Source organism: Sedimentitalea todarodis (assembly GCF_032595355.1).
GTDB classification, from domain to species: domain Bacteria; phylum Pseudomonadota; class Alphaproteobacteria; order Rhodobacterales; family Rhodobacteraceae; genus Sedimentitalea; species Sedimentitalea todarodis.
The window spans coordinates 367,281-388,359 of sequence record NZ_JASMWN010000002.1 but is presented as its reverse complement, the minus strand read 5'-3'; the positions used below and the strand labels follow the sequence as shown (position 1 = coordinate 388,359).

Sequence of the window (21,079 nt, the reverse complement as noted above, 5' to 3'; positions counted from 1 at the left end):
GCATCTGGTCACCGGCGTTCTTGTGGAATAGAGTTCCGCATAGTGAAATTCCGAGAATCGCCATCTGTCCGCCAGATGACCATGGTGACGCGATGTTCAGGATTGATCCAACGGCCGCATTCGCACATCTTGCGGCTACGTTCTCAAACGGGAGGAGCCGCATGACAGACGCCATTGGTTACGAGCTGGATGGAGATATTGCCATCCTCAAGGCGCAGAACCCGCCGGTCAACGCCTTGGGTCACGCGGTGCGGGTCGGGTTGGTTAACGGCTTGGAACGCGCCGAGCGGGATGGGGCCAAGGCGGTGCTGATCTATGGCGACGGTTCGACCTACTTCGCCGGAGCCGACATTCGCGAATTCGGCCAGGCGCCGCGCGAACCGGGACTGCCAGAAGTATGCGATCGCATCGAGGCCAGCCCTTTGCTGGTGGTCTCGGCGATGCATGGCACCGCATTGGGCGGTGGTCTTGAGTTGGCGCTGTCCACGCATTATCGCATCGCAGTGCCGTCGGCCAAGGTTGGCCTGCCCGAGGTGTTGCTCGGCATTCTTCCGGGGGCAGGTGGTACCCAGCGGTTGCCACGCGTCGCCGGCGTCGAGGCGGCGCTGGACCTGATCACCACCGGTCGCCACGTGCGTGCAGACGAAGCGATGAAGCTGGGCATCATTGACAGGATCGAGGCGGGTGAACCACGCGAGATCGGTATGGCCTATGTGCGGGACCTGTTGGATGCAAATGCGCCACGCCGTCCGGTGAGCGAAATGCCGTCGCCTGAACCGGTCGATTTTGACGCGGTCTATGATGCGGTCCTGAAAAAGGGCCGAGGACAGATTTCTCCGGCGACCGCGGTGCGCGCGGTGCAGGCTGCGACCGAGCTGCCGTTTGAACAAGGCATTGCCCGCGAACGTGAGCTGTTCATGGAACTCATGAACACCGATCAGCGCCTGGGGCTGATCCACGCCTTCTTTTCCGAGCGCGCGGTTGGAAAGCTGCCAGAGCTCAAAGGCGTCGAAACGCGCCCGCTGAACGCGATCGGCGTCATCGGTGGTGGCACCATGGGGGCCGGGATCGCAACTGCCGCATTGCTGTCAGGCCTGTCCGTTACCATGCTGGAAATGTCGCCGGAAGCCGCCGAAGCGGCCAAGGGCCGGATCTCGGGCAATCTGCAGGGTGCGCTGAAACGCGGCAAGATCAACAGGGAGAAATTCGAGACCCTGACCGAGAAGGCATTGTCTCTGGCCACCGACTATGCCGCTCTGAAAGACGCCGATCTGGTGATCGAGGCGGTGTTCGAAGAGATGGAGGTGAAGAAAAAGGTATTCACCCAGCTTGATGCGGTCTGCAAGCCGGGCGCGGTGCTGGCCACCAACACTTCCTATCTGGACGTGAACGAAATTGCCGCCGTCACCAGCCGCCCCGCTGACGTGATCGGGCTGCATTTCTTCTCGCCCGCCCATGTGATGAAGCTGCTCGAGATCGTCGTGGCCGACAAGACTTCGCCCGACGTGGTGGCAACTGGCTTTGCCCTTGGCAAACGGCTGCGCAAGATCAGCGTGCGCGCGGGCGTTTGCGACGGGTTTATCGGCAACCGTATCCTGTCGACCTACCGGACCTGTGCCGATCACATGATCCTGGACGGGGCCAGCCCCTATCAGATCGACGCCGCACTTGAGGCGTTCGGATTTGCCATGGGGCCGTTCGCGGTTGCCGATCTTGCCGGGCTGGATATCGGTTATGCGGTGCGTAAACGCAAACGGGCAGAGGGGTTGGATCCGCGCGCGCGCGACAGCTCTTATGCGGACAAGCTGTGTGAAGACGGGCATTTCGGACAGAAAACCGGAAAAGGCTACTATGACTATGGCGCCGGGCCAAAGGCCAGGGTGCCAAACCCCGACGTTCTGCCGCTGATCGCGGCCGAGCGTGCTGCGCAGGGGATCACGCCGCGTGAATTCAGCGACGAAGAAATCGTGCGCCGCTACATGGCGTCGATGGTCAACGAGGCCGCCAAGGTCGTGGGTGAGGGCATCGCGCGCCGCCCATTGGATGTCGATATGACATTGCTCTTTGGTTACGGATTTCCACGCTATCGCGGCGGGCCGTTGAAATGGGCCGATCTGGAGGGCCTGTCGGACCTGCTGGCTGACATTCGGTCATGGGCCGAGGAAGACCCCTATTTCTGGCAACCCGCACCACTCCTGGAAGAGCTGGTGGCAGAGGGCCGCAATTTTGATGATTTGAACAAGGAAGCCGCATCATGAAACAGGCCGTCATTGTCTCTGCCGCACGAACCGGACTCGCAAAATCCTTCCGCGGATCCTTCAACCAGACACACGGTGCAACCATGGGCGGCCACGCGGTCAGGGTCGCGGTCGAACGATCGGGGCTGGACCCGTCGGCGATCGAGGATTGCGTGATTGGCTGCGGGCTGCCCGAAGGCGAAACCGGGGGCAACATAGGTCGCCAGATCGCGATCCGCGCGGGTTTGCCCGAGACGGTTTCGGGCATGACCGTCAACCGGTTTTGCTCGTCCGGGCTTCAGACCATCGCGCTTGCCGCCAACGCGATCACCGCAGGGGGGGCCGGTCCGATGGTCGCGGGGGGCGTCGAAAGCATCACCATGGTGCAACCCAAGATGCGCCCGGCTCCCGATCCGTGGATTCTCGAGCACAAGCCGGCGATCTACATGACGATGATCGAAACCGCCGATATCGTTGCGGAGCGCTACGGGATCAGCCGCGAAGATCAGGACGCCTACGGGCTGCGCAGCCAGCAGCGTATTGCCGCAGCGCAGGCGGCGGGCAGGTTTGACGACGAAATCGCACCGATGCAGGCGACCATGGCGGTCAAGGACAAGGAGTCCGGCGAAATCTCCATGCATGAAGTCACCGTGGATCGGGATGAATGCAATCGCCCGAATACGACGCTGGAAGGTCTGGCGGGGCTGGAGCCGGTGCGCGGTGCGGGCAATTTCGTGACCGCTGGCAATGCCAGCCAGCTGTCGGATGGTGCCGCTGCCGTGGTTCTGATGGATAGCGACGAGGCCAAGCGCCAGAACATTGAGCCAATGGGCGCGTTCAGGGGCTTTTGCGTGGCCGGGTGCGAGCCTGACGAGATGGGGATCGGCCCGGTCTTTGCGGTGCCTCGCCTGCTCGAGCGACACGGGTTGAACGTTGATGACATTGACCTGTGGGAACTGAACGAGGCGTTTGCCAGCCAAGCGCTCTATTGTCGGAACCGGTTGGGCATCGACGACGAGAAATGCAACGTCAACGGCGGTTCGATTGCCATTGGCCATCCCTTTGGCATGACCGGCGCGCGCATGACCGGTCACCTGATGCGCGAAGGCAAGCGGCGTGGGGCAAAGCTCGGCGTAGTGACGATGTGCATCGGCGGCGGAATGGGGGCCGCGGGCCTCTTCGAAATCTACTGATCGGAGACGGATATGGACCTGAGCTATTCTCCCGAAGACATCGCTTTTCGCGAAGAGGTGCGTGCGTTTCTGGACGAGAAACTGCCAAAGGATCTTGCCGAGAAACTCCGGCTTGGCGGGCATCCGACCAAGGCGGAACAGGAAGGCTGGCACGCGATCCTGAACGAGCGCGGCTGGCTCGCCCCGAACTGGCCCAAGGAATACGGCGGCTGTGAATGGAACGCGGTGCAACGGCATATCTTCGAAGAAGAATGCGCTTTTGCCAACGCTCCGCGTGTCGTGCCGTTCGGATTGTCGATGCTGGCCCCGGTGTTGATGAAATTCGGCAGCAGGGAACAGTGCGACCATTTTCTGCCGCGCATCCTGGACGGAACAAACTGGTGGTGTCAGGGCTATTCCGAACCGGGTGCAGGCTCGGATCTGGCCAGCCTCAAGACCCGTGCGGTGCGTCAGGGTGACCAGTACATCGTCAACGGCCAGAAAACCTGGACGACATTGGGACAGCATGCCGACTGGATCTTCTGCCTTGTGCGCACCGACCCGGATGTGAAGCAGCAGGAAGGTATTTCATTCCTTCTGATCGACATGAACACTCCGGGCATCGAAGTGCGCCCGATCATCCTGTTGGATGGCACGCACGAGGTGAACGAGGTGTTTTTTGACGACGTCAAGGTGCCCGTCGGGAACCTGGTGGGTGAAGAGAACAAGGGCTGGACCTATGCCAAGTACCTGCTGACCCATGAGCGCACCAACATCGCCGGGGTCGGCTTTTCCCAAGCCGGGCTTGCGGGTGTCAAACGCATGGCGCGGGCTGAGAAATCGGGTGGACGCCCGCTGATCGAGAACCCGCATTTTCAGGCTCGCATTGCCAAGGTCGAAATGGACCTGATGGCCATGGCGACAACCAACCTGCGGATCATCTCCAAGGCAGCGGTCGGGCAGGCTCCGGGGGTCGAGGCGTCGATGCTCAAGGTCAAGGGCACGATCATCCGGCAAGAGATCAATGATCTCGCCCGCCGCGCTGCCGGCCCCTATGCCATGCCGTTCGTGTCCGAAGCGATCGAAGGCGACAACGACCCGGTGGGGCCGGATTATGCCGGGCACCTGGCCGCCGAGTATTTCAACTACCGCAAGCTGTCGATTTTCGGCGGCTCCAACGAAATCCAGCGTGGCATCATTGCCAAGGTCAAGATGGGGGGCTGACAGATGAATTTCGAACTGACCGAAGAACGCCGGATGCTGCAGGACACCCTGCGCCGGTTCCTGTCAGACCGCTATACAACCGACACCCGCAACAGGATCATCGACTCGGAGTCAGGCATCAGCGACGACATCTGGTCCGGTCTGGCCGAACTCGGCGTGATCGGGGCACTGTTTACCGAAGAGCAGGGCGGCTTCGGCGGTGCTGGTTTCGATATCACCACGGTATTCGAAGAACTTGGCCGCGCCGGCGTGATCGAACCGTTTCTGGATACGGCGGTTCTGGGCGGTGGCCTGATCGCGGCGCTCGGCAATGCAGAGCAACAGGCCCTGATCGAAGACGTGATCGCTGGCGGCCTGCATCTGGCCTTTGCCCATGGCGAACCAACCAGCCGCTATGACCTGACGCGTGTCGAGACCACCGTGAAAACCGAAGGTAACGATAGTGTCCTGAACGGCCGCAAGGCGGTTGTGGCCAATGCCGAGGCGGCGGGCAAGATCATCGTTTCCGCGCGCGAAAACGGGGCGGTGGATGCTGAGGACGGCATTTCGCTGTTTCTTGTTCCCGCAGACAGCAGTGGCCTGACTCTGCGAGGCTATCCAATGCTCGCAGGCGGGCGCGCTGCCGAGGTGACGCTCGATAATGTCCGGGTTGATGCCTCTGCCCGTCTTGGCGCTGCCGGAGCGGCCTGGCCTGCGATTGCCAAACAAGTGGCGGCAGCCAACGTGGCGCTTGCCGCAGAGACACTGGGCGCGATGGAAACCGCCACCGAACTGACCCGCGAGTATCTCATGACCCGCAAACAGTTCGGTCGTCCAATCGGCACATTCCAGGCTCTGGCGCATCGTATTTCCGACATGCTGATCGAGTTGGAGCAGGCACGCTCTGCCGTGATCAATGCTGCGGGTCATCTGGAGGATCCGGATCGCGACCGTCAGATTGCGGCCGCCCGCAACCTGATCGGTCGGGCGGGCCGGCTGATCGCCGAGGAATCGATCCAGATGCACGGTGGCATTGCGATGACACAGGAATATGAGCTCGCTCATATCGCCAAGCGGATCGTGATGAACGATCACCGATTGGGCGACACGGACTATCATCTGGAACGGTTCATTGCCCTCAGTGCCGCCTGATCCCGCCAAACACACTCCGGTCGCGCCCACCAGCGGCGCGCACCAGCTGATCGGCTATGATGTCGACCTGTGCGTTGAGGACGGCACGGCGCGGGTGACGCTTGATGTTCTGCCCAAGCATCTCAACCGCAACGAGACGCTGCATGGCGGCATCATCGCCATGATGCTCGACGCCAGTGCGGGGTTCGCCGCATCGCTGGCGCGGGGAGGTGACCTGCTCCCGGTGCTGACGGTGGCGTTGAACACGCAGTTTCTCGCGGCGGCGCGACAGGGAACAGTGGTTGCCACCGGCACGGTCAAGCGTGCCGGGCGGTCCATCTGCTATGCGGATGCCGAATTGCGCGATGCCGCTGGCGCCCTGCTCGCAACCGGCAATGGCGTGTTCAAATACGTGCGAAAGGAGCCGACCCCATGACGCTGGCAAGACTGGACGATCTGGGCGACCGTTTGGTCGTCGTCAACATGAATACCACCCGGCGCGGCGCTCTTTCTCCCGAACTCTATGCGACCATCATGGAGGCCATGCACAAGGCCACGGATCCGCGCATCCGCGCGGTGATCCTGACGGCCGAGGGAGGCTTTTTCTGTGCAGGTGGCGACCTGAACGTGCTGATAGAACGGCGCACCCTGTCCGAGGCCGAGCGTCGCGACAAGATCGATGATCTGCACGACCTGATCCGCGTGATCCGAAGTTGCCCGGTGCCGGTGATCGCATCGGTCGAAGGCGGTGCCGCCGGGGCAGGGGCTTCGCTCGCGCTGGCCTGCGATCTGATCGTTGCAGCCGAAGGGGCCAAATTCACTGCGGCCTATGTCAAGGCGGGGCTGGTGCCCGATGGCGGGCTGACCTCGGCGTTGGCGCGCATGTTGCCGCGATCGCTGGCGATGGAAATGTGCCTCTTGGCCAAGCCGGTTTCATCCGAACAGATGCACGCGCTCGGTGTGGTGAACGCCCTCGCACCTTCGGGGCAATGCGATGCCCGGGCGCATGCCCTGGCGGATGCACTTGCGGCCGGTCCGCGTGACGCACAGCGGGTGATCCGGGGTCTTGTCGCAACTGCTTATGAAACCACCGAAGCCGCACAGCTTGACGCCGAACGCAACGCCATGGCCCATGCTGCCGGTGGTCCAGAGGCTGCCGAAGGGATTGCAGCCTTTCTCGAAAAGCGACACCCGGATTTCTCCGGATGACGCCGCGCTGGCACAGCTTTCTTGACGCGCAGGTGGCCGAGCGGCCTGACGCGCCGGCGCTTGCCGATACTACTGGAATCCATTGGACCTATGGCGCGCTTGGCGCGGCCTGTGATGCGCTGAAGCAGCGTTTGGCAGAGGCTGGCGTTCAGTCGGGCGACCGGGTTTTGATCCTGTCGGAAAACTGCGCCTCTGCGGTCGCCGCGCTCTTTGCCTGTTCCCGTCTCGGGGCAACAGCAATCCCGGTCAATGCGCGCCTGACCGCCGCCGAGATCGACCATATCGCCGATCACGCCGGCCCGGCGGCAGTGCTTCTTACCTCCGAGGTCTCACCTGACGCGGCGGCCCATGCCACGCGGATGGGTGCCCAACAGATAAATGGGGCCTTTGGCGTTCTGCATCTTGCAACGCCCTATCCATCGGCGCCCGACGACGACCCGGACCTTGCGGTCATCCTTTACACCACCGGCACCACCGGTGCGCCCAAGGGCGTGATGCTGACCCATGGCAATCTGGTTTTCGCGGGCAAGGCCTCGGTCGTCGTGCGCGACATGCGCGATGATGATGTGATCTATGGGGTGTTGCCCATCACCCATGTCTTTGGCCTCGCCTCGATCGTCACTGCGGTCTCATGCGCTGGTGCCTTCATCCGCTTCGAACCGCGCTTTTCCGCCGCCAAGCTCTACGAGGCGTTGAACAAGGGAGTGACACTGTTGTCGGCGGTGCCACAGATGCACGCGCTGCTGATGCAATACACCCGCGTACAGGGGCACGAAACTCTCGCGGGCAGCAGCCTGCGCGTGGTCACATCGGGCGCGGCTCCGCTTGACCCGGCGTGGAAACGCAAGGCCGAAGCGTTTTACGGCGTCGCGCTGCAAAACGGTTATGGCATGACTGAGACCACCGCCGGAGTCTGTGTCACGATGAATGAATTCGGCGATCCGGACATTTCCACGGGGCCGGTCCTGCCAGGTGTGCAGATCGACATTGACGAAAACGTGCCAGGCGGCGGCGATGGCGCGGGCGAGGTTCTGGTGCGCGGGCCGGTGGTGATGAAGGGTTATTATCGCAACCCCGAAGCGACCGCTGCCGTGCTGGGCCCCGATGGCTGGCTGCGCACCGGCGATCTGGGCCGGATCGACACCAGGAACCATTTGCACATCATTGGGCGGACCAAGGAGCTGATCATCCACGGTGGGTTCAACGTCTATCCGCCCGAGGTCGAGGCGGCGCTGAACGATCATCCGCAAGTCATCCAATGCGCGGTGGTCGGGCGCAGTGTCGGAGGCGACGAACAGGTGCTGGCCTTTGTGCAGGCGGCTGAAAATGATTGGCCAGACGTCGACGAACTGCGTGCATTCGCGGCGGAACGGCTTGCCGGGTACAAACGCCCCGCGCTGATCATCGTCGCCACGTCCCTGCCAGCCGCGCCCACCGGCAAAGTCCTGAAACACCGTCTGGTCGCGCATTTCTCCGCCGATCTGGCCGATTAATGGCGGCGGACAGTTTCGACACGCGTGGATCGACGGTCGTGCCATGCCCACCGGTCCCCCGGCAGGCATGGAGAGTGTGCAAAACGACCAGTCATGGCGATGCTGGTGTTCAATTGCGCCCGATGGACCGGGTCAGGCCATCGCCTGCCAGTCATCGGCGGACAGCGTGGTCAGAGTGAACTCTTCCCATGCGCTGACGGACTCACCGTCAGACACGCGCACCTTTAGGGTGGTATCACCCGGATTCTTGTTTGCCCCGACACGGATCTGGTCGAAATCCTCCGCCGCGACGCGATAAGGGGTATCGGCATCAATCCGTCCCTCACCCCTCATAATGAAGTTGTCGCGCCCTTTTTTGTCAAGCAATTCGTACCAGACAGGGCTATCTCCCTCTGCGTCCGAAAAGGTTACGTGCTTTTCCAAGTTGATGCGGAACGAACCTTTGACTCTTGCGACGGTGATGTCGTCCACGTCCAGCATTGGTTTGCTTCCGCCCGGCAGGTCAAGCTCTAGCTCTGCACTGGTGCGGGCAAAGTTCTGCGTCACCATAACGGCGTCCCAGCCGTTGTAGTCGCCCCGCTCGATGCCAATCCCGATGACTTCGAAATCGGGGTTGAGGATATTGGCCCGGTGGCCCGGGCTGTTCATCAGTGAGTCATGCAGGTTCTCGACGTCGTCGCTTAGACCCGGTGCGCCGCGTTCGGATTGCCAGGCGATGTTCTCGCCCCACGTCCAATTGCCGCTAAAGTCGAAATCCGCATCCCGCATCCGATCACCCGGATTGGAATTGCCGCTCCCGGTGTGTGAAAACCGGTCAACGTCCAGCATCCAGTCGCTGTGGTCTTCTGCGGAATCGTTGAGCCGCAATTCGAGCGTCACCGGGTCCAATCCTCGGCTGGTTCGCTCGTCGTTGATCAGATCCAGCATCTGCCGTTCCAGATTGCTTGCCTTTGACATGTTCTGCTCCTCTGTGTGCTGTTTGGTTCGTCTGTCCCTCCTAGAATTGGCTTTCGACACTGCCTAGTGCTGCCCGCCACCGGCGCAGGGTTGGGCCAAAAGGCGCTGGATTCGATACCATTGCGCTGGCGAGACTTCGCCGCTGCAAACCGCCATGCTGCGTGACGGCAATGACCAGCCAACGGCCTCGCGAAAAGCCGCTCTTGGCGCGAACCGGGGCGTATCGAAACAGGTGCCAGCGTCGTGGAAGCGATTGGAGGCGAAACACAAAAAAATGGGTCTTCGGGAGCATGACGCGACAAACCCCGATTGTGGTTGACCGGGTCGCACACGAAATAGGATTGGCTTTGGCCCGAGCGGATTTCTTCATCCACTTGCGGCAAATAAAAACCCCCGCGGCAGGGCCTCGGGGGTCAATACTTCAAGTGTCTGTAAAACGCTGAAGCGTCTTTAGAGCATCCCTTCGCGCTGTGCCTTTTTACGGGCCAACTTGCGGGCGCGCCGAATCGCTTCGGCTTTCTCGCGTGCTTTTTTCTCGGACGGCTTCTCGAAATGTTGCTTGAGCTTCATTTCGCGGAATACGCCTTCACGCTGCAGCTTTTTCTTCAGGGCACGAAGCGCCTGATCGACATTGTTGTCGCGAACACTAACCTGCATGTGGTTTTCACCACCTTTCTAAGTTGAGTTGCAAGGATTTGCAGGAAGTGGCCGTATAGCAAAGCCCCGCTAGCTTGTCTAGTATGCTGACAACCGTAGGAGAGCCAAATGACACCGCCTGACGAGACCCTGCAAGACACACTTCTGGATGCCGCGTTGGTGCATGTTCCGTTCGACGGCTGGTCGGATACCGCGTTCGTTGCAGCGGCACAGGATATCGGCATCGACGATGCTACGGCCAGGGCGATTTTTTCGCGCGGTCCGGTCGATCTGGCGCTGGCCTATCACGCGCGCGGTGATCAGGCGATGGTGGACCGACTCAAATCCGAGGACCTCAGCAATCTGAAGTTCCGTGAAAAAATCGCTGCTGCCGTGCGCTTTCGTCTTGAGGCGGTTGAAGATCGGGAATTGGTCCGCCGGGGCACCACGCTCTTTTCCCTGCCACATCACGCCCCGGATGGTGCGCGCGCGGTCTGGCAGACTTGCGATCTGATCTGGACAGAGCTTGGCGACACCAGTGACGATGTGAACTGGTACACCAAACGCGCCACGCTGGCCGGTGTGTATTCCGCGACGCTGCTCTACTGGCTCGGGGACAGCAGCCCCGATTACGCGGCGACCTGGGCCTTTCTCGACCGGCGCATCGACGAGGTGATGCAGATCGAGACGTTGAAGGCCAAGGTGCGGGGCTCGGCAATACTAAAGCCGTTTCTCGCCGGGCCAGACTGGCTGGCAAGCCAGATCAAACCGCCCGCCAAGATGCCGGACCTTGATTTGCCGGGAATGATGAAGCCGCGAAAATAGGCCGGTTCCGCAATCTGCCTGCCGGTGTTACCCCTGTTCCGAGCAAAGGGAAGATGACCACATGACAGAGCATATGCGCGCCGTTGAAATTGCCCGTCCCGGCGGGCCTGACGTCTTGCAGATCACCAACCGCCCGGTGCCAAAGCCTGCGCACGGGCAGGTTGTGCTGCGCGTTGCCTATGCCGGGGTCAACCGCCCGGATGCGCTGCAACGCGCCGGGAGCTATGCGCCGCCGCCGGGCGCAAGCGATCTGCCGGGGCTCGAAGCGTCGGGCGAGGTTGTGGCAATCGGCGATGGGGTCACCACGCCCGCGATTGGCGACAAGGTCTGCGCGTTGCTGCCGGGTGGCGGGTATGCCGAATATGTCGCGACCTTTGCCGCGCATTGCCTGCCGGTGCCGGATGCGCTTGATCTGAAACAGGCGGCCTGCCTGCCGGAAACCTGCTTTACCGTCTTTTCCAACGTCTTCACGCGAGGCGGTCTGCAGGCGGGTGAACGCTTTCTGATCCATGGCGGCTCCAGCGGGATTGGCACAACCGCGATCCAGTTGGCCAATGCCTTCGGCGCGCGGGTTTTCGTCACCGCCGGTTCCGACGCCAAATGTCAGGCATGCCTCGATCTGGGGGCGGAACGCGCAATCAACTACAAGACCGAGGATTTTGTCGAGGTGATGCAGGCCGAAGGCGGCGCGCATCTGGTCCTTGATATGGTCGGTGGAGACTACATCCCGCGAAACCTCAAGGCGCTCGCCAACGATGGGCGTCTGGTGCAGATCGCCTTTTTGCAGGGACCGGAGGTGACAGTGAACTTTGCCGAGATGATGACCCGGCGTCTGACTCTCACCGGGTCCACGTTGCGTCCGCAATCTGACCTGGCCAAGGCGCGGATCGCAGAGGACCTGCGCGCCATCGTCTGGCCCCTTGTCGCGGCGCGTCGTTTTGCGCCGGTGATGGACAGTGAATTTGATCTCACCGACGCCGCCGCCGCCCATGCAAGGATGGAAAGCAGCGGACATATCGGCAAGATCGTACTGAAGGTCGGAGGCTAACAGTCTTCAGCCAACGGCCCTGCGATAGAAATGCCAAGTTGCATGGCCCAGGATTGGCATGATCACGATCAGGCCGATCAGGAAGGGAATGGAACCCAGAACCAATCCGCCTGCGACAACCGCGCCCCAGGCCAGCGTGACGCCGGGATTCCTTTGCATGACCCTGAAAGACGTCACGACTGCGACGGGCACCCCAACATGGCGGTCCAGAAGCAACGGGAAAGATACCACGCTCATGGCCAGCGCGACGAGGGCAAAGGCGAACCCGACCGCGAAGCCGGCTATGATCATCGTCCAGCCCGCCGGTGTCGAAACGATATCGCTTGCAAATGCCGAAAGCGACACTGGCGGCTCCGGACCCAACGTCCAGTTATAGATTTGCAGCGCCACAAACATCCACACGATGAAGAGGCCAAGCATGTACAGCCCCATCACCAGCACCGCGCCAAAGGACGGTGACTGAATCACCGCAAAGGCACTTTGCCAGCTGACGGGCTCGCCCGCCTCGCGGCGGCGGCTCATTTCGTAGAGCCCGACGGCAGCGACAGGTCCCAGCAACGCGAACCCGGCAAGGAGCGGGAACAGCAGTGGCATGCGATCCGAGTGAAAACCGACGGCAATCAATGTCAGGCCCATCAATGGATAGATCAGCACCGCAAAGATCGCATCTGTCCGGCAGGCAAAGAAATCGTCCTTGCCCGCACGCAAAGACGCTCCCACATCATCCATGGTCAATTTGTTGATGCGGGGCGGGGCCGTGGCCTCTCCACCGATCTCGGCCGCCGTGGCGGCCATGTGATCTCCGGCTGACCCGAATTGTCGGGCCGTCCAGGAGAGCGGGTTACCAATTGTCTTTGCCATTCTTGATCCCTCCGATGGCGACAGGCTCTCGCGTCAGCATGGAAAGGTCCGCGCGCGTCGCGGGCCGGGCCTCGCTGTGACGCTGCTCCCAGTATACCACAGATTTCCGCTGGTGGGGTCACGGTATCGGGAGCGTTGTTCCCTGTGCGGGTTCGGGGCTGGTCAAACGGGCATGGGCCGGTGCAGAGTTCGCAGCAAGCGCGCATCCATACGATCGGGGAAGGGAACAGGAATGGCAAAGACTGTAATCATCGAGTCCGCCGGCGGGCCAGAGGTTCTGAAACTCGTTGACCGCCCGGTGGGCGAGCCCGGTCCGGGCGAAATCCGGATCGCGCACAAGATCTGTGGGCTCAACTTCATCGACATCTACCAGCGCTCGGGCCTCTATCCACTGCCCTTGCCGCAGGCCATGGGCATGGAAGCCGCAGGTGTGATCGAGGCGGTCGGCAACGGTGTCACGCACCTAAAGCCCGGCGACCGGGCCGCCTATGCCGCGAACCCGCCGGGGGCCTATTCCGAGGCACGAGTAATGCCAGCAGCGCAGGTTTGCCCGCTGCCCGACGATGTGTCCTTCGAACAGGCCGCGGCAATGATGCTCAAGGGGATGACGGTGCAATACCTGTTTCACCGGACGACCCCGTTGCAGGCGGGCGATTCGGTTCTCTTCCATGCTGCCGCTGGCGGTGTCGGTCAGATTGCGTGCCAATGGGCTCGCTCGGAAGGCATCACCCTGATCGGAACTGCCGGAACTGACGAGAAATGTCAGATGGCGCTCGACCACGGGGCGACGCATTGCATCAACTACCGAACTCAGGATTGGATCAAACAAGTCCGCGACCTGACCAGGGGCGAGGGTGTTGACGTGGTCATGGACGCGGTCGGTGCCGATACGTTCGAAGGCTCGCTCGACTGCCTGAAGCCGCTTGGCATGATGATTTCCTTTGGCAATGCCTCGGGTCCGGTACCGCCGTTCAATATCGGTATCCTTGGTCAGAAGGGGTCGCTGAAAATCACCCGCCCGACCCTGTTCACGCACATCGCCGATCATGACACCTGTCAGGCGATGGCGCAGCATCTCTTTGCCAAGCTCGCCAAGGGAGACGTCACGATCCGCATCAGCCAACGTTTTCCGCTGGCGCAGGTGGCTGACGCACAGCGTGCACTTGAGGCGCGCGAAACAACTGGATCCACGGTGCTGGAGGTCTAAGAGGAGCGGACAGTGCGGGTTTCGTCCTTTGCGGCCTGATCTGATGATCGGTGGCAGAGGCTCAAAGGGGATGGGCGGGACACGCACGACTCTGGTGCGGTACGATCGCAACTGAGCGCTTGCGGAAGCGCGAATGGTCAACAGTCTGCGCAAATGGCCTTAATTGGCTAACCTCTTGTCGCAATATTGCCCTGATATTGGCAGAACAGTCATTTAAGTGTTACGAGCCGCCGGGTTGTGCGATCTATGACCATGCAGCGGTTTTTGTGCTGCGTTTGTAAAAGTTACCGGGTGTCGATCGCCCGCGTGTTAACCAAGGATAATGATGATGAAGAGCATTTTGACGATCGCCGCTTTGACGACGACTGTGCTCGCGGGTGTCGCATCAGCCACCACCGTGAACACAACCTACCAGACTTCTGGCAATCCTTTCGGAACCGACAACCTGAGACAGGTTGTGCGCGTTCAGAGCCCGGAACTGACAACCAATGTCTATGCCGGACTTTATCAGATGACGGGCGACAATGGCTTTGGCAACTTTGCTGCCTTCTGCGTGGATCTCGCGGAGTGGCTGCACGATCCGGTCACCTACACGACCCAGCCGCGCCTGTTCGGCGCTGCCGTGCGTGACAATGTCGCCAAGCTGTATAACAGCGTTCTGGGTGGCAGCACGGTTGCCGACGTGATCGATACCAGCCTCGAAGCCGCAGGGTTTCAGGTTGCCCTGTGGGAAATCGTGACCGAGACCGGATCATCACTGGACGTGTCTGACGGAGCGTTCAGCGTAAGCCAGAACTCCGGCGTTGCAAACATGGCCCAATTCTACCTCGACAACATGGGTACAGCAGCGACGGATGGGTATGAGATCACCTTTCTCTACAACGACGGGTACCAGGATCTCGTCACGGTTTCCCCCGTTCCGGTTCCGGCTGCGGGCCTGTTCTTGCTGACCGGTTTTGGTGGCCTGGCCTTTCTGCGTCGCCGCAAGAAGGCCTGATCTCTTCCAGAAAGCTGCGTTTGGGGTCGGCCCTTCCGGGGTCGACCTTTTCGATTCTACGGCCATTTGACGGATACTTCCGATTGCCATGGGCAAAACCGGGATGGAATGCTAATCGGTATCCGAGCCTTGATCAGATCGGAGTCAGCCCATGAAAACCATCGTAGCCCTCTGTGCCGCGGCGATCCTGTCCCTGGGTGCCACAGCCGCTTCTGCACAGGCCCTGATCGACAAGGGATTTGTCTCGGGCTGGAACGTCATGGTTGACCCGTCATTTGGCAATGGCTGTCTGATCCAGACTGTCACTCAGGACCTTTCGGTGGTTCGCATCGGCTATGATGTGACGGGGAATCGCGGCTATTTCGTGGTGTTTCACAAGGCGTGGGGAGACATCGAGAAGGGCAAGACATACGACGTCACCTTTGATCTGGATGGCCAGATATACGATGCTGTCGCAACCGGGTTCGTCCAGGATCGGGTTCCCGGCGCGGGTGTGTTCTTTACTGATCGCGAATTCATCCATTCGATCGCGCAGAAAAAGGTCATGACGGTCTACAATCAGGCGGGCGAAAAGGTGATCGCGATTGATCTCAAAGGATCGGCCAAGGCGCTCGACTATGCCCGAAAATGTCAGGCTGAGCAGGGTTAAGAGCCTAGCGTATCGGGGCGAACACCGCATTTTTTGCCCGGCAATCCTTGATCACGTCCTGCCCACAGGGAACAGGTGTCAGATCGCGAGACAGGCACAGGCGCGCTTCCTGAATGTAGCCGTCCTTGCAGGTGATCGTGAGCATGTCGCGGTCCCATTCGGGATTGGCCTTGATAAACGCGTCCTCGACCACCGAAGCGGGTAGTTTGACAGTTTGATCGAGCCTGCGAAAGACGTCTGGCCGGTTGACCAACCCGTAGGCCTCGCGTGACAGTTGGTAATACTGTGCCGCCGTCAGCCCGGTGCAGGTGCCATGTTTTTTCCACTGATGCCACGCCAGCCCCGAGGTCCCCATGACATCGGCCATCGCTGCGGTCATGCCACGCGAGGGCGGGCGTTCAACCGTCCGGCAAAAGGACGGGTATCCGCGGCGATATTGCGGCCAGAGGCCGTGCATGATCCAGCCGTGATCATGGCGCGCATCACATTGATCCGACCCCTGTGCATCCCCTGTGGCCGCACACCAGTTGGGCGACCAGCTGAGGCTCAGCACATAGTAATCGAACTCTCCTGCTTTCTCGCCATCGGCAGCGGCAGGCAGGGCCCAAAGCATGGCCAAGAGGGTCAGGATCGTTCGCAAGGATTCGGCTCTTTCATTTTTTTCTGACGCCGACTATATAGACGCCAAGTTCCCCGACAACGGTAACCCGCCTTGAGAGCCAAGGCTGCCTGCTTCGCCAGGCCACGGGAAAGATTTGTCGGATGATATGAGATAGGAGAAAACACCGATGGCAAAATTGCTGCACCCCAAGGCCACCGCCGTCTGGCTGGTCGACAATACCACCATCAGTTTCAAGCAGATTGCCGATTTTGTCGGCATGCATGAACTCGAGGTGCAGGGCATTGCCGATGGTGATGTGGCCACCGGCGTCAAGGGTTTCGACCCGGTTGCCAACAACCAGTTGACCCAGAAGGAAATCGACGACGCGCAGGCGAACCCGCTTTACAAGCTGGCGATCAAGTCCAACTCGGCAGCGGTCGGCGAGGAAAAGCGGCGGGGTCCACGCTATACGCCATTGTCCAAACGTCAGGACCGGCCCAACTCGATCCTGTGGCTGGTAAAGTTCCACCCGGAACTCACCGATGGTCAGATTGCCAAGCTGGTTGGCACGACCAAGCCGACGATCCAGTCGATTCGCGAGCGTACCCACTGGAACATTTCCAACATGCAGCCCATCGACCCGGTCGCCCTGGGGCTGTGCAAGCAGTCCGAACTGGATACGGTTGTTCAGAAGGCCGCTGCCAAGAAAGCCGCCGAAGGCGAAGTCATGAGCGATGACGAGCGCCGCAAGCTGGTGAGCACCGAACAGTCGCTGGGCATGGATTCCGAACCGAAGATCCCGACCGCGATAGAAGGTCTGGAAACCTTTACTCTCGGCGGGTCGATGGATGTCGTCGATGATGACGACGAAGACGACACCACCAAGTTTGTCGATGCCGACAGCCTCTTCAACCTGCCTGCGGGTGGGGACGACGACGAGGACGACGAAGACGATCAGCCGCGCGTCTGACCAGATAGAACACCGGGTTGGGAGGCCCGAGGCGGTTGTTGCCATAGCCTGAACTGTGTCACGATCGCCCGCTTATCGCCGCCGCAATCTTGCGGCGGCATTTCGACTCTAAATGGATAGTGGATCAGCCGGCGATCAGGCCCATGTTTTCGAGTTTGAGCAGAACCTGATGGGCACAGTTGTCGACGTCGGTGCCTTCGGTGTCGAGGCTCATCTCGGGGTTCAGCGGCACATCGTAGGGATCGGAGATTCCGGTGAACTCCTTGATCTTGCCTTCACGTGCGAGCTTGTACAGGCCCTTTCGGTCACGACGTTCACATTCTTCAATGGACGTGGCGACGTGAATTTCGATGAACGCACCGAATGCTTCAATGTCTTCGCGGACCGCGCGGCGCGTGGTGGCATAGGGCGCGATAGGGGCACAAATGGCGATACCGCCGTTCTTGGTGATCTCGGATGCCACATAGCCGATGCGGCGGATGTTGAGGTCACGGTGCTCTTTGGAGAAGCCGAGCTCTGACGACAGGTTTTTCCGCACGATATCCCCATCCAGCAGGGTGACTGGGCGGCCACCCATCTCCATCAGCTTGACCATCAGCGCATTGGCGATGGTGGATTTCCCAGAGCCGGAAAAGCCGGTGAAGAAGACTGTAAAGCCTTGCTGGCTGCGCGCCGGCTTGGTCTTGCGCAGTTCATCGACAACTTCGGGGAAGGAGAACCATTCGGGAATTTCCAGCCCCTCTGCCAGACGACGACGCAACTCGGTGCCCGAGATGTTCAGGATGGTGACGTTATCCCTGTCCTCGATCTCGTCATTTGGCTCGTACTGGGCCCGCTCCTGCACATAGACCATGTGTTTGAAGTCGACCATTTCGATGCCCATTTCATCTTGATGCTTGCGGAACAGGTCCTGCGCATCATAGGGGCCATAGAAGTCGTCGCCGGCGCTGTTGCTGCCGGGGCCGGCATGATCGCGGCCAACGATGAAGTGGGTACAGCCAAAGTTCGCGCGGATCAGGCCATGCCAGACCGCTTCACGCGGTCCCGCCATCCGCATTGCCAGCGGCAAGAGCGACATGGTGGTGGTCGACGCCGGGTACTTGTCGAGCACCGCCTCGTAGCAGCGGACGCGGGTAAAGTGATCGACATCGCCGGGCTTTGTCATGCCGACAACGGGATGAATCAGGAGGTTGGCCTGGGCCTCGCGCGCGGCGCGAAAGGTCAGTTCCTGGTGGGCGCGGTGCAGCGGGTTGCGGGTCTGGAACGCGACGACGCGACGCCAGCCGAGTTTGCGGAAATAGGCGCGCAACTCGTTCGGTGTGTCGCGGCGACCGCGAAAATCGTAGTGCACCGGTTGTTGAATGCCGGTCACAGGGCCACCGAGGTAAACACTCCCGGCGGTGTTGTGCAGATAGTTGACGGCCGGGTGGGCGCTGTCATCGGCACCAAAGACCTTTTCGGCCTCGCGCGCCTTGTTCGGGGTCCAGCGATCAGTGACGGTCATGGTCGCAAGGATCACGCCCTCCTGGTCGCGCAAGGCGATGTCTTCGCCAATCTCAAGGGTCTCGGCAAATTTCTCCGAGACGTCCAAGTTGATCGGCATCGGCCAGAGCGTGCCGTCGGCCAGCCGCATGTCGTCGACCACGCCATTGTAGTCCGCTTCGTTCAGAAAGCCCTTGAGCGGGTTGAAGCCGCCATTCATCAGCAATTCCAGATCGCAAATCTGGCGGGGTGACAGGTCGAGGCTCTTGAGGTTTCCGGCTTCGACCTTGAGCTTTTGCGCCGATTCATAGGAGACGTACAACTCGGGGATCGGGGCCAGATTGGCGAGCATGGTCATGAAAGCAACTCTCGATTGATTGTGAATGGAGCGTGGGCCAGAAAAGCCGGTCGCGCGGGGCATAGACTCGGAGTCTCGGAAAAGTCTAGGCGCAGAAATCATTTTATGCCGGTTGGTGTCGATATGGCGCGGATTTTCGCCCTGAGAGAGGAAAAAGTGCTCGATTTTGAGGGGTCTGTTGTTGGCTTTCCCTTGGCGCATGGCGGCTATGACGTCACATCAGGCGCGAGGGACGGTCTGATTTTGGTGTTGCCCCTGCACGGCGGCGCCCGATCTCAGATGCGCCGGTCAGACCGACCCGGGGATGATGCGTGTCGCCGGCATAACGACGAGGATGCCCCGGGATGATCTGCCAGATGACGCGATTGCCGATCAGCCGTCTTGCTCCGCCAGAAACCGCTCTGCATCGAGCGCAGCCATGCATCCCATGCCGGCGCTGGTCACAGCCTGGCGGTATTTGTGGTCGGTCAGGTCGCCGGCAGCAAAGACACCCGGCACCGAAGTTTCCGTGGTGCCCGGCTTGACGCTGACATACCCGCCATTGTGCATCTCAAGCACGTCCTTGACCAACTCGTTTGCAGGTGCATGGCCAATGGCAATGAACACGCCTTTGGCGGAGACTTCAGTGATTTCGTCGGTCTTTACGTTGCGCACACGCACGCCTTCGACACCCAGCGGGGTGTCGGTGCCGGTAACTTCTTCGAGCGTGTGAAACCAAAGGGGCGTGATCTTCGGATGTTTCAGCAGCCGGTCCTGCAGGATTTTCTCGGCCCGCAGTTCATCGCGGCGGTGGATCAACGTGACCTTGGAGGCAAAGTTGGTCAGAAACAGCGCCTCTTCCACGGCGGTGTTGCCACCACCGACCACGACGATTTCCTGGCCGCGATAGAAAAAGCCATCGCAAGTGGCGCAGGCAGAGACGCCAAAGCCCTTGAATTTCTCTTCGCTGGGCAATCCCAGCCATTTCGCCCGCGCGCCTGTCGCCAGAATGACCGCGTCGGCGGTGTAGGTCGTCCCGCCATCGCCGGTTGCGGTGAACGGGCGCTTTGACAGGTCCAGACCGGTGATGATGTCAGAAACGATATCACAACCCATCGCCTTGGCATGGGCCTCCATCCGCACCATCAGGTCAGGGCCTTGCACCTCTGTGTCGCCTGGCCAGTTTTCGACCTCGGTCGTCGTGGTTAGCTGGCCGCCCGGTTCCAGACCCTGCACCAAAAGCGGTTCGAGCATGGCGCGGCTGGCATAGACCCCGGCGGTGTAACCCGCAGGGCCGGACCCGATGATCAGAACCTTGGTGTGGCGTGTTTCACCCATGATTTTCCCCAATGCAGCGTGACGCATGGGCGAGCTGCCCATCGGACTGCCGATATAGCGATGGACCCTCCCGGCTTAAACCCCCCGATTTCAGTGGAAACAGCGTTCACGTGACAGGGCGTCCGAGGTGTTGCGTTGCGGCGAAATATTATTGCGCGTACTGGCGGCGCTGATATAAGAAATGAAAATTCCGAGGGAGCAGATCATGGTTGCAACACGCCTCGATCCGATCGATCGCAAGATATTGTCGGAGCTTCAGGCAGATGGGCGCATGACGAATGTAGAACTTGCCAAACGGGTGGGTATCTCGGCACCGCCGTGCCTGCGGCGTGTCCGGACACTGGAAGAATCGGGTTTGATTCAAGGCTATCATGCGGACGTGAACGCCCGCGATCTTGGCTTTGAGGTTCAGGTCTTCGCCATGGTCGGTCTGGACAGCCAGGCCGAAGCGGAATTGAGCGCGTTTGAGGCGCTCTGCCGTGACTGGCCTCTGGTGCGCGAGTGTCACATGCTGAACGGCGAGGTGGATTTCATTCTGAAATGTGTGTCGCCCGATCTCAGCAGCTTTCAGAGCTTTTTGACGGGTGAGTTGCTGACCACGCCGAACGTCGCCAGCGTAAAGACATCGCTGGTGATCCGGGGGGCAAAGGATGAGCCGGGCGTTCCCTTTGATATTTTGGAAGACCGCATGAACCGCAGCGCGTAAGACGTTTCTGGCGGTCGGCG

20 protein-coding genes are annotated in these 21,079 nt (G+C 60.7%); 14 read left to right on the top strand and 6 right to left on the bottom strand.

All coding sequences use genetic code 11. The features are described 5' to 3' along the window. The first annotated feature begins 161 nt into the window (after nt 1-161). From QO231_RS04655 to QO231_RS04625, 7 genes are read left to right on the top strand one after another with little or no spacing between them, the layout of a single operon-like run. Complete coding sequence (locus tag QO231_RS04655) at nt 162-2,258, top strand: FAD-dependent oxidoreductase (protein ID WP_316773782.1); 2,097 nt, start codon at nt 162-164, stop codon at nt 2,256-2,258. Continuing rightward, complete coding sequence (locus QO231_RS04650) at nt 2,255-3,430, top strand: acetyl-CoA C-acyltransferase (RefSeq protein WP_316773780.1); 1,176 nt, start codon at nt 2,255-2,257, stop codon at nt 3,428-3,430. Before QO231_RS04655 ends, QO231_RS04650 begins: the two co-directional genes overlap by 4 nt. 12 nt (nt 3,431-3,442) lie before the next feature. Then, nucleotides 3,443-4,633 (top strand): acyl-CoA dehydrogenase family protein, encoded by a 1,191-nt coding sequence (locus QO231_RS04645; protein WP_316773778.1) that lies wholly within the window; start codon nt 3,443-3,445, stop codon nt 4,631-4,633. Between the two features lie 3 nt (nt 4,634-4,636). After that, entirely contained in the window at nt 4,637-5,764 is a 1,128-nt protein-coding gene (locus QO231_RS04640) for an acyl-CoA dehydrogenase family protein (protein ID WP_316773776.1), read from the top strand. Next, nucleotides 5,754-6,179, top strand: a complete 426-nt coding sequence (locus QO231_RS04635) for a PaaI family thioesterase (RefSeq protein WP_316773867.1) — start codon at nt 5,754-5,756, stop codon at nt 6,177-6,179. Before QO231_RS04640 ends, QO231_RS04635 begins: the two co-directional genes overlap by 11 nt. Then, nucleotides 6,176-6,952, top strand: a complete 777-nt coding sequence (locus tag QO231_RS04630) for an oxepin-CoA hydrolase, alternative type (RefSeq protein ID WP_316773774.1) — start codon at nt 6,176-6,178, stop codon at nt 6,950-6,952. Before QO231_RS04635 ends, QO231_RS04630 begins: the two co-directional genes overlap by 4 nt. Beyond that, entirely contained in the window at nt 6,949-8,445 is a 1,497-nt protein-coding gene (locus tag QO231_RS04625) for a class I adenylate-forming enzyme family protein (protein WP_316773773.1), read from the top strand. The genes QO231_RS04630 and QO231_RS04625 overlap by 4 nt, the downstream gene beginning before the upstream one ends. A 132-nt stretch (nt 8,446-8,577) precedes the next feature. Here QO231_RS04625 and QO231_RS04620 read toward each other — a convergent pair whose 3' ends face one another. Together QO231_RS04620 and rpsU are read right to left on the bottom strand one after the other, a co-directional pair. Beyond that, nucleotides 8,578-9,402 carry a CAP domain-containing protein gene (locus QO231_RS04620; protein WP_316773771.1) on the bottom strand — a complete coding sequence of 275 codons (825 nt, stop codon included), beginning with the start codon at nt 9,400-9,402 and terminating at the stop codon, nt 8,578-8,580. Nucleotides 9,403-9,852: 450 nt separating this feature from the next. Further along, the gene (gene rpsU / locus QO231_RS04615) at nt 9,853-10,059 is read right to left on the bottom strand and encodes a 30S ribosomal protein S21 (RefSeq protein WP_008207378.1); all 207 of its coding nucleotides are present in this window, start codon (nt 10,057-10,059) and stop codon (nt 9,853-9,855) included. Between the two features lie 108 nt (nt 10,060-10,167). Between rpsU and QO231_RS04610 the strand changes: the two genes are divergently transcribed. Both QO231_RS04610 and QO231_RS04605 read left to right on the top strand, forming a co-directional pair. Then, nucleotides 10,168-10,863, top strand: a complete 696-nt coding sequence (locus tag QO231_RS04610) for a COQ9 family protein (protein ID WP_316773761.1) — start codon at nt 10,168-10,170, stop codon at nt 10,861-10,863. A 61-nt stretch (nt 10,864-10,924) separates the two neighbouring features. Beyond that, nucleotides 10,925-11,911: an NAD(P)H-quinone oxidoreductase gene (locus QO231_RS04605; protein ID WP_316773759.1), complete on the top strand. Its 987-nt coding sequence runs from the start codon at nt 10,925-10,927 to the stop codon at nt 11,909-11,911. Nucleotides 11,912-11,917: 6 nt separating this feature from the next. Here the strand turns inward: QO231_RS04605 and QO231_RS04600 are convergent, their stop codons facing one another. Continuing rightward, nucleotides 11,918-12,772 carry a DUF2189 domain-containing protein gene (locus tag QO231_RS04600; RefSeq protein ID WP_316773757.1) on the bottom strand — a complete coding sequence of 285 codons (855 nt, stop codon included), beginning with the start codon at nt 12,770-12,772 and terminating at the stop codon, nt 11,918-11,920. A gap of 232 nt (nt 12,773-13,004) precedes the next feature. Between QO231_RS04600 and QO231_RS04595 the strand changes: the two genes are divergently transcribed. From QO231_RS04595 to QO231_RS04585, 3 genes are all read left to right on the top strand, one after another. Continuing rightward, nucleotides 13,005-13,979: a quinone oxidoreductase family protein gene (locus tag QO231_RS04595; RefSeq protein ID WP_316773756.1), complete on the top strand. Its 975-nt coding sequence runs from the start codon at nt 13,005-13,007 to the stop codon at nt 13,977-13,979. A 328-nt stretch (nt 13,980-14,307) separates the two neighbouring features. Continuing rightward, nucleotides 14,308-14,976, top strand: coding sequence for a VPLPA-CTERM sorting domain-containing protein (locus QO231_RS04590; RefSeq protein ID WP_316773754.1), 669 nt, complete (start codon nt 14,308-14,310; stop codon nt 14,974-14,976). Nucleotides 14,977-15,127: 151 nt separating this feature from the next. Further along, nucleotides 15,128-15,625: a hypothetical protein gene (locus QO231_RS04585; protein WP_316773752.1), complete on the top strand. Its 498-nt coding sequence runs from the start codon at nt 15,128-15,130 to the stop codon at nt 15,623-15,625. Between the two features lie 4 nt (nt 15,626-15,629). On the opposite strand, the gene QO231_RS04580 is transcribed toward QO231_RS04585, so the two are convergent. Further along, nucleotides 15,630-16,265: a ribonuclease T2 family protein gene (locus QO231_RS04580; protein WP_394356565.1), complete on the bottom strand. Its 636-nt coding sequence runs from the start codon at nt 16,263-16,265 to the stop codon at nt 15,630-15,632. Nucleotides 16,266-16,413: 148 nt separating this feature from the next. Between QO231_RS04580 and QO231_RS04575 the strand changes: the two genes are divergently transcribed. Next, nucleotides 16,414-17,196 (top strand): DUF1013 domain-containing protein, encoded by a 783-nt coding sequence (locus QO231_RS04575; RefSeq protein WP_316773750.1) that lies wholly within the window; start codon nt 16,414-16,416, stop codon nt 17,194-17,196. Nucleotides 17,197-17,320: 124 nt separating this feature from the next. Here QO231_RS04575 and QO231_RS04570 read toward each other — a convergent pair whose 3' ends face one another. Both QO231_RS04570 and trxB read right to left on the bottom strand, forming a co-directional pair. Next, nucleotides 17,321-19,036 (bottom strand): bifunctional sulfate adenylyltransferase/adenylylsulfate kinase, encoded by a 1,716-nt coding sequence (locus tag QO231_RS04570; RefSeq protein ID WP_316773748.1) that lies wholly within the window; start codon nt 19,034-19,036, stop codon nt 17,321-17,323. Nucleotides 19,037-19,408: 372 nt separating this feature from the next. Beyond that, on the bottom strand, nt 19,409-20,353 hold the full coding sequence (trxB, locus tag QO231_RS04565; protein ID WP_316773746.1) for a thioredoxin-disulfide reductase: 945 nt from the start codon (nt 20,351-20,353) through the stop codon (nt 19,409-19,411). 205 nt (nt 20,354-20,558) lie between these two features. Here trxB and QO231_RS04560 point away from each other — a divergent pair, with 205 nt between their 5' ends. Then, on the top strand, nt 20,559-21,059 hold the full coding sequence (locus tag QO231_RS04560) for an Lrp/AsnC family transcriptional regulator (protein WP_316773743.1): 501 nt from the start codon (nt 20,559-20,561) through the stop codon (nt 21,057-21,059). Nucleotides 21,060-21,079 lie beyond the last annotated feature (20 nt).